Source organism: Paraburkholderia sp. Clong3 (genome assembly GCF_050436485.1).
GTDB lineage: Bacteria > Pseudomonadota > Gammaproteobacteria > Burkholderiales > Burkholderiaceae > Paraburkholderia > Paraburkholderia tuberum.
The window spans coordinates 3,296,665-3,314,437 of sequence record NZ_JBNDMH010000002.1 but is presented as its reverse complement, the minus strand read 5'-3'; the positions used below and the strand labels follow the sequence as shown (position 1 = coordinate 3,314,437).

Genomic DNA, 17,773 nt, shown 5'->3' with positions numbered 1-17,773 from the left:
GTCGCATCGGCGGCAACGCGCGCGATGCTCTGATTGCTCCGATCCTTCAGACGCGTGCGGCGTGGCGCCAGCTCACGCGCGCGCCCGCTCGCGCTCAGCGCGCCCCGTACAACTCCTTCAGCACGCGCGTCGACCGGCCGGCGAACAGCGCCGACAGATGCGCCATGCACGGATTCGCGAGGTCGCGGATCGCGGCGTCGTCGGCGAGGATCTGGCGGATCAGCGCGTACTTGCGCAGGCGTTCGGCCTCGTCGAGCTTGACGCCCACGTCGGCTTCGCGCAGCGCTTCGACCAGCTGCCGATACTCTTCCTGCAAGTGCACCAGGTCGTTCCACAGTGCGCGACGGGCCGCCATCAGCATGCGGCAGGACAGCGCCGCGATCGCCTCGTAGCGGGCAAAATATTCTGCGTTCGATGTCATCTCAGGCTTTCCGCGGCTGGCTGTGCTGCCATCCGCGCGATCTCCGGGGCTATCCCGATCCATGCCTCTTCGAGCGTCGCGAGCAGACGGTCCACCTCCACGAGCATCGCCTCGCTCTGATTGATATTGGCTTGCAACAGTCGACGCGCCATATAGTCGTACAAAGCATTGAGCCGTTCGGCGATTTCGCCGCCCACCTCGAGGTTGAGCGACAGCTGCAGCCCGCTTTCAATGATCCGGATCGCCTTGCTGATCGCCATGCCACGCTCGGCCACGTTGCCCTGCTGCAAATGCATGCGGCTTTGCGCGATCGCCTGGCGTGCGCCCTGGTACAGCAACACGATCAGACGATGCGGACTTGCGCCCATCACGGATGTTTCGATACCGACACGCGCATACGCGTTGGCTCCAGCGTGCCCTTGGGAAAACATCGGCGCTCCTCCTCTGATACTGGCTGCGGTTAAGTCGTGGCGTGGCCGCGCGGCGCGTCGACGCGCCGGTCGCTGACCTGTAATTGGGTTATCGGATGCGCGACGACAAAGCTTTAGTCCGGTGTAAGGAGGATCGAAAGCGCCGCTGGGCGGGCCCGGGAAACACGGCGGACGGGACTCGTGTGGACCTTCAGGCAGTCCTTCAGGCGGACACGCGCGATCCCGCTCAGATCGACATCTGCGCGATGTCGTTGTACGCGGCGACCAGCTTGTTGCGCACCTGCAGGCCGAACTGGAAGCCGACGTTGGCCTTCTGCATGTCGACCATCACGTCGTTCAGCGAGACGTTCGACGCGCCGAGCTCGAACGCCTGCGACTCGCCGATCGCCTTCTGCTGGTCGCCGCTGATCTTGTCGAGCGAAGCCTTCAGCGCCGCCGCGAAGTTGGTGGGCGTCGCCGCGCCGGATTGCTCCGCCGCCGGGGTCGCGTCGCCGGCCGCCTGCGCCGCCATCGCCTGCATCTGTTGCAGCGCCGACGATAGCGCGTTCACGGGCATGGTCATGTTTTCTCCGTTGGATGTGCGACCGGACCGCCAGGACGGTGTACCGATCTGGACGAAAGCATAGCAGCGGCTCCTCGCGGAAAGTCCCGAAACTAGAGGGGAAACCCGGCTCTATTCAAGCAATCGGGTTGAGCGGCGCTGCGGATAATTTCAAACGTGAAAGTCTCTGTCCGTCCGCCGAGCCCCGGCGCGGCATCACGACAGAACGCCAAGGCATTCCCCGGAGAAACCCGACGCATGGATTCGTCAGCCAACTCTTTGATCAACCCCGACGCCCGTATGGGGCTCGCCGGCGCGCAGCCCGCTGCCGGTCAAGCCGGCAGCGGCCAGGCCGGCGGCACTGCCGACCTCGGTGGCCTCGGCGGCCTGGGAGGTATCGGCGGCAATTTCGGCCAGCGTCTGTCCGGACTCGCGCAGATGCGCGGCAACCCGCGCGCGCCGCTCGTGTTCGCGGTCGCGCTGCTGGTGGCGGTCGTCGCCGGCCTGTTCCTGTGGTCGCGCGCGCCCAGCTACAAGGTGCTCTACAGCAATCTGTCCGACCGCGACGGCGGCTCGATCATCACCGCGCTGCAGCAGGCCAATATTCCGTACAAGCTGTCCGAAAGCGGCAGCGCGATCCTCGTGCCGGCCGAGCAGGTCCACGAGATGCGCCTGCGCCTCGCATCGCAGGGGCTGCCGAAGAGTGGCTCGGTCGGCTTCGAACTGATGGACAACCAGAAATTCGGCATCAGCCAGTTCGACGAGCAGATCAACTATCAGCGCGCGCTCGAAGGCGAACTCGAACGCACGATCGAAGCGATCTCGAGCGTCAAATCGGCGCGCGTGCATCTCGCGATTCCGAAGCCGAGCGTGTTCGTGCGCGACAAGGAAGCGCCGTCGGCGGCGGTGCTCGTGAACCTGTACCCGGGCCGCGTGCTCGACGAAGGGCAGGTCGTCGCGATTACGCACATGGTGGCGTCGGCGGTGCCGGAAATGCCGGTGCGCGGCGTGACGATCCTCGACCAGGACGGCAACCTGCTCACGCAGCCCACCAATGGCAGCGGACTCGATGCGACCCAGCTGAAGTTCCGCCAGCAGATCGAGCGCAACACCCAGCAGCGCATCGACACGATCCTCGCGCCGCTGTTCGGCGCTGGCAACGCGCGCTCGCAGGTCAGTGCCGACATCGACTTCTCGCACAGCGAGCAGACCTCCGAGAACTACGGCCCGAACGGCAATCCGCAGCAGGCCGCGATCCGCAGCCAGCAGTCGAGCAGCGCCACCGAAATGTCGCAAGGCGGCGCCTCGGGGGTGCCGGGCGCGCTGTCGAACCAGCCGCCGCAGCCGGCCTCCGCGCCGATCGTGGCGGGCAACGGCGCGAGCTCGGTCACCACGACGCCGGTCAGCGACCGCAAGGATTCGACCACCAACTACGAGCTCGACAAGACCGTGCGCCACGTCGACCAGCCGATGGGCGGCATCCGCCGGCTGTCGGTCGCGGTGGTCGTCAATTATCTGCGGGTCGTCGATCCGAAGGGTCACGTGACGATGCAGCCGGTCAGCGCCGACAAGCTCGCGCAGATCACCCAGCTCGTGAAGGACGCGATGGGCTTCGACGCGTCGCGCGGCGACTCGGTCAACGTGGTCAACAGCGCGTTTACCACCGAGCTCGACCCGAACGCCGACCTGCCGTGGTGGCGCACGCCCGACATGCTCGCGCTGTACAAGCAGATCGCGACGTACCTCGGCATCGGCGCGGTGGCCCTGTTCCTCTACTTCGTGATGGTGAAGCCGGCGTTGCGCCGCGCCTTCCCGCCGCCGCCCGAGCCGGTTGCCGCGCTGATGGGGCCCGACGAACCGGTGCTGCTCGACGGCATCCCGGCCGAGGAGCGCGATGGCGCGGTGGTCGAAATCGAAGCGGATAGCGAGCAGCTCGCGCTCGAAAACGCGAAGCACAAATACGAGCGGAACCTGGAGTTCGCGCGCAGCATCGCGCGTCAGGATCCGAAGGTCGTAGCAACCGTCGTCAAGAACTGGGTGTCCGATGAGCGCTGAAGGCGTAGTGAAGAGCGCGCTGCTGCTGATGTCGATCGGCGAGGAAGAGGCGGCGCAGGTGTTCAAGTTTCTGGGCCCCCGTGAGGTTCAGAAAATCGGCGTAGCGATGGCCGCGCTGAAGAACGTCACCCGCGAGCAGGTGGACGAGGTGCTGCAGGAGTTCGTGCGCGAGGCCGAGCAGCACACCGGCATGTCGCTCGATTCGAGCGATTACATCCGCTCGGTGCTGACCAAGGCGCTCGGCGACGACAAGGCCGGCGCGATCATCGACCGGATCCTGCAGGGCAGCGACACGAGCGGCATCGAAGGCCTGAAGTGGATGGACTCGGCGGCGGTCGCGGAACTGATCAAGAACGAGCATCCGCAGATCATCGCGACGATCCTCGTGCATCTGGACCGCGATCAGGCTTCGGAGATCGTCGGCTGTTTCACGGACCGGCTGCGCAACGACGTGCTGCTGCGGATCGCGACGCTCGACGGCATCCAGCCGGCCGCGCTGCGCGAGCTCGACGACGTGCTGACCGGCCTCTTGTCCGGCAGCGACAACCTGAAGCGCAGCCCGATGGGCGGTATCCGCACGGCCGCCGAGATTCTGAACTTCATGTCGAGCAACCACGAGGAAGGCGTCATCGAAAACGTGCGCCAGTACGACGCCGAGCTCGCGCAGAAGATCATCGACCAGATGTTCGTGTTCGAGAACCTGCTCGAGCTCGAAGACCGCGCGATCCAGCTGCTGCTGAAGGAAGTCGAATCCGAAGCGCTGATCATCTCGCTGAAGGGCGCGGCGCCCGCGCTGCGTCAGAAGTTCCTGTCGAACATGTCGCAGCGCGCGGCCGAGTTGCTCGCCGAAGACCTCGACGCGCGCGGCCCGGTACGCGTGTCCGAAGTCGAGACGCAGCAGCGCCGCATCCTGCAGATCGTGCGCAACCTGGCCGAGAGCGGACAGATCGCGCTAGGCGGCAAGGCGGAAGACGCCTATGTCTGATCCGAACGCCCCGGCAAAGGAAAGCCTCTCGGCCTACCAGCGCTGGGAGATGGCGTCGTTCGACCCGGCTCCGCCGGCGCCGCCGCCGGCCGAACCCGAGTTCGACGAGCGCGCGTTCGAAGCCGAACTCGAGCACCGCCGCGAAGCCGCGCATGCACAGGGCGTCGCGTCCGGTCATGTGGCCGGCCAGGCGCTCGGCTATCAGGCGGGCTATGACCAGGGGCACGCGCAGGGTTTCGCGCAAGGCCAGACCGAGGCGCGCGAGGAAGCGATGCGGCTCGCCGCGCTCGCCGAAACCTTCAAGAGCGCGCTCGATGGCGCGCAGCACGCGATCTCCGAAACGCTGATCGCACTCGCGCTCGACATCGCGCAGCAGGTCGTGCGCCAGCACGTGCAGCACGACCCGATCGCGCTGATCGCGGCCGCGCGCGAGGTACTCGCGGCCGAGCCCGCGCTCGCCGGCGCGCCGGCGCTGATCGTGAGTCCCGCCGATCTGCCGGTCGTCGAGGCGTATCTGCTCGATGAATTGCAAACGCGCGGCTGGACCGTGCGCACCGACGCATCGGTGGAGCGTGGCGGTTGCCGCGCGCAGGCCGGCACCGGCGAGGTCGACGCGGGCATCGACACGCGCTGGCAGCGCGTCGCCGCCGCGCTCGGCAAGGTGAGCACGTGGTGAAGCCGACGCTCGACGAGATCCGCGCGAGCGATCTGACGCCGCTCGAACGCGAGCTCGCGTTGGCGTCGTTCGGCGCCGAGGCGCTGGCCGATGTCGAGTCGGCCGCTATTCCGGAGCCCCCGGATGCGGCATGGCACGCTCCTGCGAGCGCACATCCGGCGACAGGCGCGGCGGCGAGCCGCGAGTCCGCCGCGACGGACCACGCCGCTCACGCTCCGCACGCGCCGTCCTACGATCCCGCGCTCGACATCAATCCCCACATGCAGGCATGGCGCGGCCAGCTCGACGCGCTGCGCGCGCGCAACGCGATCGCGAAGCCGCTGCGCGCGTGCGGGCGTCTCACACGCGCGGCCGGTCTCGTGCTCGAAGCGGTCGGCCTGCGTCTGTCGGTCGGCGCCGAAGTGATGATCGAGTTGCCGCCCGGCAGTTCGCTGCCGATGGCCGAAGCCGAAGTGGTCGGCTTCTCCGGCGACAAGCTGTTCCTGATGCCGACCACCGAAGTGATCGGCCTGTTGCCCGGCGCGCGGGTCTTTCCGCTCGAAAGCGCGCCGATCGCCGACCCGCTCGCGGGCGCGAAGCGTCTACCGGTCGGCTGGGAATTGCTCGGCCGCGTGCTCGACGCATCCGGCCGTCCGCTCGACGGGCTCGGCCCGCTCGGCACGCAAAAGGACGCGCCGCTGTCCGCGCCGGTCATCAATCCGCTCAATCGCGAGCCGATTCACAAAGTGCTCGACGTCGGCGTGCGCGCGATCAACTCGCTGTTGACGGTCGGTCGTGGTCAACGGATGGGGCTGTTCGCGGGTTCGGGCGTCGGTAAATCGGTGCTGCTCGGCACGATGGCGCGCTACACCAGCGCCGAGGTGATCGTGATCGGCCTGATCGGCGAACGTGGCCGCGAAGTGAAGGAGTTCATCGAACAGATTCTCGGCGAGGAAGGGTTGGCGCGCTCGGTCGTGATCGCCGCGCCGGCCGACGTGTCGCCGCTGTTACGGATGCAGGCCGCCGCGTACTCGACCTCGCTCGCCGAATACTTCCGCGACCAGGGCAAGCACGTGCTGTTGCTAATGGATTCGCTGACCCGTTACGCGATGGCGCAGCGCGAGATCGCGCTCGCGATCGGCGAGCCGCCCGCGACCAAGGGGTATCCGCCGTCGGTGTTCGCGAAGCTGCCGGCGCTCGTCGAGCGCACCGGCAACGGACCGGCGGGCGGCGGCTCGATCACCGCGTTCTACACGGTGCTCACCGAAGGCGACGACCAGCAGGACCCGATCGCCGACTCGGCGCGCGCGATTCTCGACGGCCACATCGTGCTGTCGCGCTCGCTCGCCGAAGCCGGCCACTACCCTGCGATCGATATCGAAGCGTCGATTAGCCGGGCAATGACCGCGCTGATCGACGATAACCATCTGAATAAAACGCGTATGTTCAAGCAGATGCTGTCGCGCTATCAGCGCAACCGCGATCTGATCAACGTCGGCGCGTATTCGAGCGGGCGCGACGCGGTGCTCGATCGCGCGATCGCGCTGTATCCGCGGATGGAAGCGTTCCTGCAGCAAGGCTTTCGCGAGTGCGCGAACTTCCAGCCGAGCATCGACATGCTGAACGCGCTGTTTGCTTAGGGTCTGTTTACATATGGAACGCACGTGCGAATGCCCGCTATCGGCCGTCCCCCAAGGGGACTTCCTTCGGGGCGCAGGGCAAGGAGTAAGGAGCGCTGCGTGGCCTCGCCACGTGAGCGACGCGCGACGCCGCCATGCGGCCGATAGCGGGCATTCCCCTGGAATGAAATTCAGAACTGGGGTTGCCGCGAGAAGGGCCGCTCGCTGCGTCATGCTCCTTGCGAATACGTCGAGTATTCGCGGCGTCGCAGTCCTTGCGAGCGGCCCTTCTCGCGGCAACGCACGTGCGTTCCATATGTAAACAGACCCTGGGGCCGAGGAGGCTGACGATGTCGAAACATTTTCCGATCAAGACGCTGATCGGTCTCGCACAGGACGACGTGGACGCCGCCGCGCAGCGGCTCGGCCGCGCGCAGCGCGAGCGCAACGACGTACAGGCGCAACTCGATGCGCTCGTGCAGTACCGCGACGAATACTACGCACGCTTCATGGAGAGTGCGCAGTCGGGCATGCCGGCCGGCAACATGCGCAACTTCCAGGCGTTCATCGACACGCTCGATGCCGCGATCGAGCAGCAGCGCAGCCTGCTCGCGGCGGCGAGCGCGCGCCTCGAGGCGGCGAAGCCCGACTGGCAGCGCCACAAGCAGAAGCTCGGCTCGTACGAAGTGCTGCAGGCGCGCGGCGAGGCGGCCGAGGCGAAGGTTGCGGCGCGGCGCGAACAGCGCGACGCCGACGAATATGCGGCGCGGAGTCTGCGCATGCGAGCCGACGGCGCGTGAGGCCTTGCCTCGCGGCTAACGCCCTACGGCACACCCGTTCGACCGATTCACAGGATTCTTTATGTCGCTTCTTTCGCAGATCGGCTCCCAACTGAGCACGCTGCTCGACACGAGCGGCAATGGGTCGAGCAGCGCGTCCGCGAACGCCGCGGGCTCGAGCCCGTTCGCGCAGACCTTGCAGCAAAGCATCGACCAGCAGAACAGCGCGAATCAACAGCAGACCAGTTCAGCGACGGCGTCGCAAGCCTCGGCGCCTAGCGCGCCCAGTGCGCCGCCGCCCGCTTCCTCGCAGCAGAGCGCGAGCGGCAGCCGGAACGGCAACGGCACAGCGAGCAACGCGGCCAGCAGCAGCGCGTCATCGCCGTCGTCCACGGCGTCGACGACACCAACGCAGCAGACATCGAACAGCCAGGCGAGCGCGACGCAAGCCAGGCAGAAAGACACCAAGGCGCAAACCGACGCTGGCGCGCTCGCCGCCGCTGCGGCTGCCGCCCAGGCTCAGGCGCAAGCGCAGGCACAGGTCGTCGCCAACAACGCCGACTCGAACGCCACCACCACGACCGATGCCGCAAGCTCCGCCGCCGATGCGGTGAGCGCACTGGCCGGCACGGCCACGAGCGCGCTCGCGGCCACCGCGGCAAGCAGGAAAGGCGCGGTCGATCCGAAGTCACTGCAGGATGCGTTGCAGAGTGCGCTGTCCGCGCTGTCGAGCGGCCAGGGCGCGGTGCCCGCGGCCGCGCTTGCTGCCGGCGCGGCCGCAAAAGCCGCGAGCGCGTCGAGCGCGGCGGGCGGCTTGGGCAGCACGAAAAACGGCCTGAACGGCACGTCGGACGACAAGACGCTCGCGGGCGGCCTGTTCGGCAACGGCAAGGGCGCCTCGACGACCCACACGACGTCGACGGCGACGGCCGCCGCGACCGCGCTGGCCGATCCGTCGGCAGCGAAGTCGGCCGCCGATGAGTTGAGCGCCGCGGCCGCGACGAGCGGCCAGGCGGACAACCTCGCCTCGGCGCGCAGCGCGTCCGAGGCGGCGAACGCCGCGCTCGCCGCGACGCAAGCGGCAGCGAACGCCGCGAGCACGACGGCGGCAGCGCAGAGTACGGGCAATGCGAGCGCGGCCGCCGCCGCGAATGCGTTGACGCCGCAGGTCGGCACGAGCGACTGGGAAGACGCGCTGAGCCAGAAGGTGGTGTTTTTGTCGAATGCGCATTCGCAGAGTGCTGAGCTGACGCTCAATCCGAAGGATCTGGGGCCGTTGCAGGTCGTGTTGCAGGTGGCGGATAACCATGCGCATGCGCTGTTCGTTTCGCAGCACCAGTCGGTGCGGGAGGCGGTCGAGGCGGCGTTGCCGAAGCTTCGCGAGGCGATGGAGTCGAATGGGATTGGGCTTGGCAGTGCGAGTGTGAGTGATGGGTTTGCGCGGCAGAGCGGGCAACAACAGCAGAGCGCTGGCGCGGGTGGGGGGAATGGGAAGAGGGGTAGTGGTGGTGGCGGTGCCCTTGCAGGGGACAGCTCCAGCGATGCCATCGGGAATGTTGCCGTGCGGCAGCAGGTTGGATTGGTCGATACGTTTGCCTGAAGCGAGGCGGGGCGCTTTTTTGTCGTTGGTCTGGCTTTGTTGGCCTTTCCTTGCTTTGTTATCGGTCTATTAGCGTTGCCCCTGTGCGGGGCGGCACCTACTTTCTTTGCTGCTGCAAAGAAAGTAGGCAAAGAAGACAGCTCAAACCGCCAACTCTTAAGCGGGTCCCCTGGCTTGGAAGGGGTAGTGGTGCATCTGGAATCCGGGCCCCCGCACATTCCGCGTTCGTGACAAAGCCGTCATCCCTCCCACTCCGCACTACGTGCGTCGCGGACGGGTCTGCCAGGGAAACCAATGGTTTTGCCCGCGCAGCGGAGCCATCGGCTGCGCCTCGGCGATGCGCCGAAACAACCGGTGGTTTTTGAGCGGGGATTCGGCGCGCGTAGCGCCGCCGGAAGAATGACTGCCTTGTCACTGGCGCCGAATGTGCGAGGGCACGGATTCCAGATGCACCACTACCTCATGCAGACCGAGGGACCCGCTTAAGAGTTTGCGGTTTGAGCTGTCTTCTTTGCCTACTTTCTTTGCAGCAGCAAAGAAAGTAGGTGCCGCCCCGCACAGGGGCAACGCTAATAGACCGATAAGTCAGCAAGGAAAGGCCAACAAAGCCAGAACAACGAGAAATAGCCAGAAATAGCCCTTCTTTTCGACCCATAGCGCCGCAGGCAAATCAACAACAATCACCCTAACCCTTACTAGGCCAGCAACAAGCTGGCAAACCAAATGGCAACCACGACCGCCCCGCAACAAGCCGCGCCCGCCTCGCCGGGCCCCATGAAGCGCATCATCCTGATCGTCCTCATTGCGCTGATCGCCGCGGGCGCTGCCGGTGCCGGCGTGTGGTTCTTCATGTCGAAGCGCGCACCCGTCGCCGTATCGGCCGAAGCCGCGCCGGCGCAATCCGCCGTGCCGCTGTTCTTCCCGCTCGAATCGATGACCGTCAACCTGCAATCGGACGACGGCCAGCCACACTTCCTGCGCATCGGCCTCACGCTCAAGCTCGGCGATGCCGCCACCCAGCAGGCGCTCACCGATCACATGCCGGAAGTGCGCAGCCGCATCCTGCTCGCGCTGTCGAACAAGCACCCCGAAGAACTCGCGCCGCTCGAAGGCAAGCGCGCGCTCGCCGAAGAGCTGAAGACGCTGATCACCGAGCCGACCGACAAGAGCGTCGCACCGATCCGCGTGCAGGACGTGCTGTTCACCGAATTCGTCGTGCAGTGACGTGACGTTGTCAAGCGCTGCCATCATCAATCGCCAAGGGACGCACGAGGAATAAGCAATGGGCCACGAAGAGTTCATGTCCCAGGAGGAGGTCGATGCCCTTCTGAAGGGCGTCACCGGCGAATCCGACACGGAATCCGAGCAACACGACCGCACGGGCGTGCGGCCGTACAACATCGCGACGCAGGAACGTATCGTCCGTGGCCGGATGCCGGGCCTCGAAATCATCAACGACCGCTTCGCGCGCCTGTTGCGCGTCGGCATTTTCAACTTCATGCGGCGCTCGGCGGAAATTTCCGTCGGCCCGGTGAAGGTGCAGAAGTACAGCGAGTTCACGCGCAACCTGCCGATCCCGACCAACCTGAACCTGGTCCACGTGAAGCCGCTGCGCGGCACGTCGCTGTTCGTGTTCGATCCGAACCTCGTGTTCTTCGTGGTCGACAACCTGTTCGGCGGCGACGGCCGTTTCCATACGCGCGTCGAAGGACGCGATTTCACGCAGACCGAGCAGCGCATCATCACGAAGCTGCTCAATCTGACGTTCGAGCACTACGCGGCGTCATGGAAGAGCGTGCGTCCGCTGCAGTTCGAATACGTGCGCTCGGAAATGCACACGCAGTTCGCCAACGTCGCGACGCCGAACGAAATCGTCATCGTCACGCAGTTCTCGATCGAGTTCGGCTCGACGGGCGGCACGCTGCACATCTGCATGCCCTACTCGATGATCGAGCCGATCCGCGACATTCTCTCGTCGCCGATCCAGGGCGAGGCGATGGACGTCGACCGACGCTGGGTGCGCGTGCTGTCGCAGCAGGTGCAGGCCGCCGAAGTGCAGCTTAGCGCCGATCTCGCGCAGGTGCCGGTCACGTTCGAACAGATCCTGAACATGCGCAAAGGCGATGTTCTGCCGATCAACATCCCCGAGCACATCACCGCGAAAGTAGACGGCGTGCCGGTGATGGAATGCGGCTACGGAATTTTCAATGGTCAGTACGCGTTGCGGGTCCAGAAGATGATCAGCGCAGCCGACACGATGAAGGAAGGTGGATATGAGTGACCTGAACGCAAAGCCCGAGACCGATCTCGCGGCAGCCGAGCAACTCGCCGCCGGCGAGCTGTCCGCCGTGGAAGACGACGCGGCGATGGCCGACTGGGCAAGCGCGCTCGCCGAGCAGAACGGCAACGACGAAATCAACCCGGCCGCGGGCGCCGTGTTCCGGCCGCTGTCGAAGGCCGCGCCGACCTCGACGCACAACGACATCGACATGATCCTGGACATTCCCGTCCAGATGACGGTCGAACTCGGCCGCACCAAGATCGCGATCCGCAATCTGCTGCAGCTCGCGCAGGGCTCGGTCGTCGAACTCGACGGCATGGCCGGCGAGCCGATGGACGTGCTCGTCAACGGCTGCCTGATCGCGCAGGGCGAGGTGGTGGTCGTCAACGACAAGTTCGGTATCCGGCTGACCGACATCATCACGCCGTCCGAACGCATCCGGAAACTCAATCGATGAAACGTTTGGCAGGTCGCGGCGTGCTGCTCGCGTCGCTTTTCGCGTCCACCGTCGCGCACGCCGCCGACATGAACGCGGTCAACAACGCCGCGAAGATCGCCTCGGGTGTCGGCGCGGGTAGCGCGGTGCCGGCGCTCGGCGTCGGCGCGGTCCTGCAAACCTTCGTCGGGCTTGCGGTCGTGATCGGCCTCGTGTTCGGCTGCGCGTGGCTCGCGCGACGCTTCGGCCTGCAACCGGGCCAGCGCGGCGGCCTCGTGAAGACGGTCGGCGGCGCTTCGCTCGGTGGCAAGGAACGCGTCGCGGTCGTCGAGATCGGCGATACGTGGCTGGTGCTCGGCGCCGCGCCCGGCAACGTGCGGCTGCTGCATACGATGCCGGCGGGTTCCGTCGCGACCGATACGGTTGCCGCTTCGCCTGCACCGCTTTCCGGCACTTTTGGTCAACGCTTTCGCGACGCCCTGAAAGGCGAAGTGGGCAAACGTTTCAACGCGCACCGCGGCGGGGATCGGTAATGCAGGTCAGCTTCAGGCAGTCAGCCTGGTTCTTCACGCTTACGCGCCGTGCGGGGCGGGCGCTCCCCGCAGCGCTTCAACTCGCGCTGCCGGCACTGCTGTTCGCGCTGCCGACGCTGTCTTTCGCGCAAACCGCCGGCCTGCCGGCGTTCACGACGAGCCCCGGCCCCAACGGCGGCACGACCTACTCGCTGAGCGTGCAGACGATGCTGCTGCTCACGATGCTGTCGTTCCTGCCCGCGATGGTGCTGATGATGACGAGCTTCACGCGCATCGTGATCGTGTTGTCGCTGCTGCGCCAGGCGCTCGGCACGACCACGACGCCGCCGAACCAGGTGGTCGTCGGTCTCGCGCTGTTTCTGACGCTGTTCGTGATGTCGCCGGTGCTCGATAAAGCCTATAACGAAGGTTACAAGCCGTTCTCCGAAGGCACGATGTCGATGGATCAGGCGGTGGCGCGCGGCGTCGCGCCGTTCAAGACCTTCATGCTGCGTCAGACCCGGGAAAGCGACCTTGCGCTGTTCGCGCGCATCTCGCACGCGGCGCCGATGCAGGGGCCCGAAGACGTGCCGCTGTCGCTGCTGGTGCCGTCGTTCGTGACGAGCGAGTTGAAGACCGGCTTCACGATCGGCTTCACGATCTTCATTCCGTTCCTGATCATCGACATGGTGGTCGCGAGCGTGCTGATGTCGATGGGCATGATGATGGTGTCGCCGGCGACGATTTCGCTGCCGTTCAAGCTGATGCTGTTCGTGCTCGTCGACGGCTGGCAGTTGCTGCTCGGCTCGCTCGCGCAGAGCTTCGTCTGATATTTTTTCGACTCCTTGTTCCTCAGGCACTCACGATGACACCCGAAGCAGTCATGACGCTGGCCCACCAGGCCATGTACGTCGGCCTCGTGCTGGCCGCCCCGCTGCTGCTCGTCGCGCTCGTCGTCGGTCTGGTCGTGAGCCTGTTCCAGGCTGCCACGCAGATCAACGAAAGCACGCTGTCGTTCATCCCGAAGCTGCTCGCGATCGCGCTCACGCTCGTAATCGCCGGACCATGGATGCTGACCACGATGCTCGACTATCTGCGCCACACGATCACCAGCATTCCGACGCTCGTCAACTGAGCGCCGCTGGCACGTCTGCCCTCCCCACTCCATGTTCACGGTCACCTACGCGCAACTGAACGTCTGGCTGACCGCGTTCCTGTGGCCGTTCGCGCGCATCGCCGCGCTGATCGCGACCGCGCCGGTGCTCGGCAACATGTCGCTGCCCTCGCGCGTGAAAATCGGTCTCGCCGCGTTCGCGACGATCATCGTCGCCCCGACGATCGGCGCGCTGCCGCAGGTCACCGTGTTTTCCGCGGCCGGCGTGTGGATTCTCGTCAACCAGTTCCTGATCGGCATCGCGCTCGGCGTGACGATGCAGGTCGTGTTCCAGGCGATCGACGCGACCGGCTACTTCATCGGCCTCGGCATGGGCCTTGGCTTCGCGACCTTCTTCGACCAGCAGGCGACCGGCTCGGGCGTCGTGATCTCACGCTACATGACGACGATCGCAACGCTGGTGTTTCTCGCCGTCGACGGTCATCTGCAGATGATCGCCGCGCTCGTGACGACGTTCCAGTCGGTGCCGGTGTCGGCGAACCTGCTCGCGCCGCACGGTTGGCAGACGCTCGCGAACTGGGGCGGCTCGATCTTCTCGGCGGGGCTGCTGCTCGCGTTGCCGGTCGTCGTCGCACTGCTGATCGCGAACCTCGCGCTCGGCATTCTCAATCGCGCGGCGCCGCAGATCGGCGTGTTCCAGATCGGCTTTCCGCTGACGATGCTGGTCGGCCTGCTGCTCGTGCAGCTGATGCTGCCGAACATGATCCCGTTCTTCGTGCGCTTGTTCGATAACGGCATCGATGAGATGGGACGGGTCGCGGCGGCGCTGGGATAACGCCGAAAATCGCGGACATAAAAAAACCGGCTCGCGCCGGTTTCTTTATTGCGCCGCCGCAGCGGCATCAGCTGTTGATGTACTGGAACAGCGACATGTTCTGGATCTGCACGAACGCTTGCTGCGAAGCCTGCAAGGCCGCCTGCTGCATCGAGTACTTGCTGATCGTCGAGACCATGTCGGTCTGGGTCAGATCCGCGAGATCGCTTTGCGTTTGCAGTGAGTTGGTCTCCGTAACCGTTTGCAGCGCCTTGACTTCCTGCTCGCGGCCGCCGACCGATGCCTGCACCGCCGTGACGTTGTTCAGCGTGTTGCCAAGCTGCGACAGGCCCGTATTCAACGCGTTCTGCAGCGTCGCCGAGGCCGCGGGGTTGCCGCTCACCGGCTGCTGGAGCGCGGCGATCATCGCGTTCAGGTTCGCGAACACGTTGGTGCCCGCCTGGTTGGCCGGCTGCACCGTGAATGTGTCATTGGCCGCCGGCGTGCCTGTGATTTCGACGGTCTGGCCCGCGATCGTGATGTCCGAGCCCGCCGTGTACGGCTGCGCCGTGCCCGCGACGCCGGTCGTCGTGTCAGTGACCGTGTAGGTGAGCGAGCTGCCGCTGCCGCTGAACTGGATCTGGTACGAGTCCGCGTTCCCCGCGTTGGTCGGATCCTTGACCGACACCGCGCCGATCACGCCGCTGCCGGTATTGGCCGGGTCGCCCGAGGCGATCGGCTGCGCGTTGGTCGCGCCGACGCTCATGAACACCGACAGCCCATTGTCACCGGTCGAGACCGCGTTGCTGCCGGTGACCTGCACGGTGCGCGTGCCCGTGTCGCCCGTATAGGTGACGTTGCCGGCCGCATCGGTCGTGAAGGCCTGGGTCGAATTCTGGAAACCGGCGAACAACGCATTGCCCGAGCCGTCGGTCGCATTCGCGGAGGTGACGAGCTGGTCGCGCAGGGCGGTCAGCTGCGCGGCGATCGCCGTGCGGTCGGCGTCGTTCAAACTGCCGTCGCCGGCGCGCAGGCCTAACGTGTTCGCGCTTTGCAACGTCGTGATGACGTTGGAGAGCGTCGAGTCCTCGGCCTGCAACGACGTGAGCGCCGCGTTCTGGTTCGTCGTGTACTGCGCCAGCGCGGACGCCGTCGAGCTGAGCTGCACGGCCTGCGCGGCGCCGAGAGGATCGTCGGCGGGCGTGGTCAGGCTCTGGCCGCTCGAGATTTCCTGATAGATCTGCGACAACTGAGCCTGCTGATTGCTCATGTTCGCGACGTTCATGCTGAAGTACTGCTGGGTCGAAATTCGCATGGTTCCGCCTTACGAGAAGATGCCAAGCAAAGTCTGGAACAGCGTCTGCGCCGTCTGGATGACCTTGCTGTTGGCCTGATAGAGCTGCTGGTACTGAAGCAGGTTGGCCGCTTCCTCATTGATATTGACGCCCGACACCGACTGCTGCGCCGACGTGATCTGCGTGACGAGCGTGCTTTGCGCGGTCGCCGAGGTCTGGATCTGCGTGGTCTGGTTGCCGATGTTGTTGACGTAGCTCGCGTACGCGCCCGTCAGCGTCGAGGTGCCGCCGTCGAGCACCTGCGCCGAAGTCAGGTTCGACAGCAGTTGCGCGTTGCGGCCGTCGTTGGTCGCGCCGGTGTTCGGTCCGATCGTGAACGAGTCGCCGTTGGCGGGCGTGCCGCTGATCGTGACCGTCACGTTGTTCATCACGCCCGCGCTCGCCGAATTGCTCGGGTTGGTGATCGTCAGCGTCGCGCCCGAGCTCGGCGAGTATGGCACCGCGGTCGTCGCCGAGCTGATCGTGTACTGCGTGGACGGCGAGCCGGCGACTGTCACCACCGTGCCGACCGGGAAGCCGGTCAGGCCGGTGCCCGCGGTGTAAGTGATCGTCGAGGTGCTGGTCGGCGCGCTGTAGCCGGCAGATACCGTGCCTTGCGTGATCGTCCCGGTGCCGGTGTTCGACGTCGACGCCGACGCGAGCACCGGCGCCGCGGCCGCGATTGCCGACGCCGACGTGGTGGTCAGCGCGAAGCCGTCGAGCGCGCCGCGGGTCGGTTCGACCGAGAACGAGTCGCCGGCCTTCATCGTGCCGCTCGCGACCGAGAACTGCAGGCCGCCGATCGGGTTGGTCAGGTTCGCCGCCGAACCGACGATGCTGCCGGTCTGGTTGTTGGTCAGCGTATAGCTGCTGCCGTCGTACGACAGCGTGTAGTCGCCCGTGGTCGGCTGGGTCGCGTCGGCGAACGAGACGCCGAGCGTAGCGTTGCCGGTGTTCTGCGAGTTCGCGTACACGGTCGGCGAGCCGACCGTGAACAGCGCGCCGCCCGCGGTGCCGTTCAGCGTCAGGCCGAGTTCGTTCTGCGCATTGACCTGCGCGGCGAAGCTGGTCGCGATCGCGCCGAGTTGCGCCTCGGCCGGATCGAGCGTTTGCGAGCGGAATTGCAGCAGTCCGCCCAGCGTGCCGCCGGACACGCTCGTGTCGGACAGCGTCTGCGGCGTCGGTGTCGGCTTTGCCCCGGCCTGGCCGAGATACTGGACCGACAGCTCGCTCGGATCACCCGACGAAGTCGCCGTGCCGAGATTGAAGCTGTTGCCGGCCAGCACGAGCGGCTGTCCGCTCGACATGAACAGGCTATAGCTGCCGTTGTCCTGCACGACCGACACGCCGATCAGCTGGGACAGGTTCGACACCGCCTGGTCGCGTGCGTCGAGCAGCTGGTTCGGCGGCTGGCCCTGGTTGCTCGCCTGCGTGATCTGCGTATTCAGCGACGCGATCTGCGCGGTGTAGGTGTTGATCTGCGCAACAGAGTTGCTCAGCTGCGTGTTGACGCTCGAGCGCAACTGGTCGTACTGCTGGCCCGCCGCGTTGATCTGGTTCGCGAGCGTCTGCGCGTCGCTGATCGCGGTCTGCCGCGCCGACACGCTCGACGCGTTGTTGGCGACGTTCTGCAGCCCCGTGAAGTAACCGCTGATCGCGCTCGCAATCCCGGCGGTCGGACTGCCGACGAGGTTGTTGAGCTGGGTGATCATCGTGTTGTACGCGGTGAGCGCGCTGCTCGACGACTGCGCGTTGTTCAGCTGGGTCGTCAGGTACTGGCTGTACGCGCGCGTCACGGTGTCGGTGGAGACGCCCATCGGCAGGTAGCCGGAGCCGGTATACGTGCCGCCTGTCTCCGAATACACCGGGGTTTCCATCGTATAGCCGGGTGTCGACGCGTTGCTGATGTTCTCACCAGTCGTCGTCAAACCCCATTGGGCCGCGTTGAGTCCGCTAAGGCCGATATTCAACAGATTGCTGGACATGCGTCATCCTGAAGGGCGGCATCGCAGACATGCCACCGCGTTAGTGGAACATCCTCTTTAACGGCCCACCGTGCGAAAAATTGAGGGCCATTCCACTTCGTTTGCGCTCGCCGCGATGTTTGCGCGACGTTGCCGCGCTGCTGCCTCCGACGCGAGTGCAACGTTTGCTTCGTCGGCCAAAGCGTTCGCGCGGTGCCGGGCGTCGCGCGCA

18 protein-coding genes are annotated in these 17,773 nt (G+C 65.9%); 13 read left to right on the top strand and 5 right to left on the bottom strand.

Annotation, left to right across the window (positions count from 1 at the left end; translation table 11 throughout):
- Nucleotides 1-94: 94 nt before the first annotated feature.
- The 3 genes from OKW30_RS19350 to fliE form a co-directional block, all read right to left on the bottom strand.
- Nucleotides 95-421: a flagellar protein FliT gene (locus OKW30_RS19350; protein ID WP_184074501.1), complete on the bottom strand. Its 327-nt coding sequence runs from the start codon at nt 419-421 to the stop codon at nt 95-97.
- A complete protein-coding gene (fliS, locus tag OKW30_RS19345) occupies nt 418-852 on the bottom strand; it encodes a flagellar export chaperone FliS (RefSeq protein WP_184074503.1) in 435 nt (144 codons plus the stop codon). Before fliS ends, OKW30_RS19350 begins: the two co-directional genes overlap by 4 nt.
- Before the next feature lie 226 nt (nt 853-1,078).
- Complete coding sequence (gene fliE / locus OKW30_RS19340; RefSeq protein WP_184074505.1) at nt 1,079-1,414, bottom strand: flagellar hook-basal body complex protein FliE; 336 nt, start codon at nt 1,412-1,414, stop codon at nt 1,079-1,081.
- 237 nt (nt 1,415-1,651) lie between these two features.
- Between fliE and fliF the strand changes: the two genes are divergently transcribed.
- From fliF to fliR, 13 genes are all read left to right on the top strand, one after another.
- Nucleotides 1,652-3,448 (top strand): flagellar basal-body MS-ring/collar protein FliF, encoded by a 1,797-nt coding sequence (gene fliF, locus OKW30_RS19335; protein ID WP_184074507.1) that lies wholly within the window; start codon nt 1,652-1,654, stop codon nt 3,446-3,448.
- Entirely contained in the window at nt 3,438-4,433 is a 996-nt protein-coding gene (gene fliG, locus OKW30_RS19330) for a flagellar motor switch protein FliG (protein ID WP_184074509.1), read from the top strand. Before fliF ends, fliG begins: the two co-directional genes overlap by 11 nt.
- Nucleotides 4,426-5,109 (top strand): flagellar assembly protein FliH, encoded by a 684-nt coding sequence (gene fliH / locus OKW30_RS19325; RefSeq protein WP_184074511.1) that lies wholly within the window; start codon nt 4,426-4,428, stop codon nt 5,107-5,109. Before fliG ends, fliH begins: the two co-directional genes overlap by 8 nt.
- Nucleotides 5,103-6,728 carry a flagellar protein export ATPase FliI gene (gene fliI / locus OKW30_RS19320; RefSeq protein ID WP_429347389.1) on the top strand — a complete coding sequence of 542 codons (1,626 nt, stop codon included), beginning with the start codon at nt 5,103-5,105 and terminating at the stop codon, nt 6,726-6,728. Before fliH ends, fliI begins: the two co-directional genes overlap by 7 nt.
- A 329-nt stretch (nt 6,729-7,057) precedes the next feature.
- Nucleotides 7,058-7,507 (top strand): flagellar export protein FliJ, encoded by a 450-nt coding sequence (gene fliJ / locus OKW30_RS19315; protein WP_018418748.1) that lies wholly within the window; start codon nt 7,058-7,060, stop codon nt 7,505-7,507.
- A 61-nt stretch (nt 7,508-7,568) separates the two neighbouring features.
- Nucleotides 7,569-9,086 (top strand): flagellar hook-length control protein FliK, encoded by a 1,518-nt coding sequence (locus tag OKW30_RS19310; protein WP_429347388.1) that lies wholly within the window; start codon nt 7,569-7,571, stop codon nt 9,084-9,086.
- A gap of 723 nt (nt 9,087-9,809) precedes the next feature.
- On the top strand, nt 9,810-10,310 hold the full coding sequence (fliL, locus tag OKW30_RS19305; protein ID WP_184069737.1) for a flagellar basal body-associated protein FliL: 501 nt from the start codon (nt 9,810-9,812) through the stop codon (nt 10,308-10,310).
- Between the two features lie 58 nt (nt 10,311-10,368).
- Entirely contained in the window at nt 10,369-11,367 is a 999-nt protein-coding gene (fliM, locus tag OKW30_RS19300; RefSeq protein WP_184051834.1) for a flagellar motor switch protein FliM, read from the top strand.
- On the top strand, nt 11,360-11,824 hold the full coding sequence (fliN, locus tag OKW30_RS19295; RefSeq protein WP_429347387.1) for a flagellar motor switch protein FliN: 465 nt from the start codon (nt 11,360-11,362) through the stop codon (nt 11,822-11,824). The genes fliM and fliN overlap by 8 nt, the downstream gene beginning before the upstream one ends.
- A complete protein-coding gene (fliO, locus tag OKW30_RS19290) occupies nt 11,821-12,336 on the top strand; it encodes a flagellar biosynthetic protein FliO (protein WP_429347386.1) in 516 nt (171 codons plus the stop codon). Before fliN ends, fliO begins: the two co-directional genes overlap by 4 nt.
- Nucleotides 12,336-13,145: a flagellar type III secretion system pore protein FliP gene (gene fliP, locus OKW30_RS19285; protein ID WP_184069741.1), complete on the top strand. Its 810-nt coding sequence runs from the start codon at nt 12,336-12,338 to the stop codon at nt 13,143-13,145. The genes fliO and fliP overlap by 1 nt, the downstream gene beginning before the upstream one ends.
- Nucleotides 13,146-13,180: 35 nt before the next feature.
- Nucleotides 13,181-13,450: a flagellar biosynthesis protein FliQ gene (fliQ, locus tag OKW30_RS19280; RefSeq protein WP_090802525.1), complete on the top strand. Its 270-nt coding sequence runs from the start codon at nt 13,181-13,183 to the stop codon at nt 13,448-13,450.
- Between the two features lie 31 nt (nt 13,451-13,481).
- Nucleotides 13,482-14,264, top strand: a complete 783-nt coding sequence (gene fliR / locus OKW30_RS19275) for a flagellar biosynthetic protein FliR (protein ID WP_090802523.1) — start codon at nt 13,482-13,484, stop codon at nt 14,262-14,264.
- Nucleotides 14,265-14,331: 67 nt separating this feature from the next.
- Here fliR and flgL read toward each other — a convergent pair whose 3' ends face one another.
- Nucleotides 14,332-15,558, bottom strand: a complete 1,227-nt coding sequence (gene flgL / locus OKW30_RS19270; protein WP_429347385.1) for a flagellar hook-associated protein FlgL — start codon at nt 15,556-15,558, stop codon at nt 14,332-14,334.
- A 9-nt stretch (nt 15,559-15,567) separates the two neighbouring features.
- Nucleotides 15,568-17,562: a flagellar hook-associated protein FlgK gene (gene flgK / locus OKW30_RS19265; protein WP_429347384.1), complete on the bottom strand. Its 1,995-nt coding sequence runs from the start codon at nt 17,560-17,562 to the stop codon at nt 15,568-15,570.
- Nucleotides 17,563-17,773: the final 211 nt, after the last annotated feature.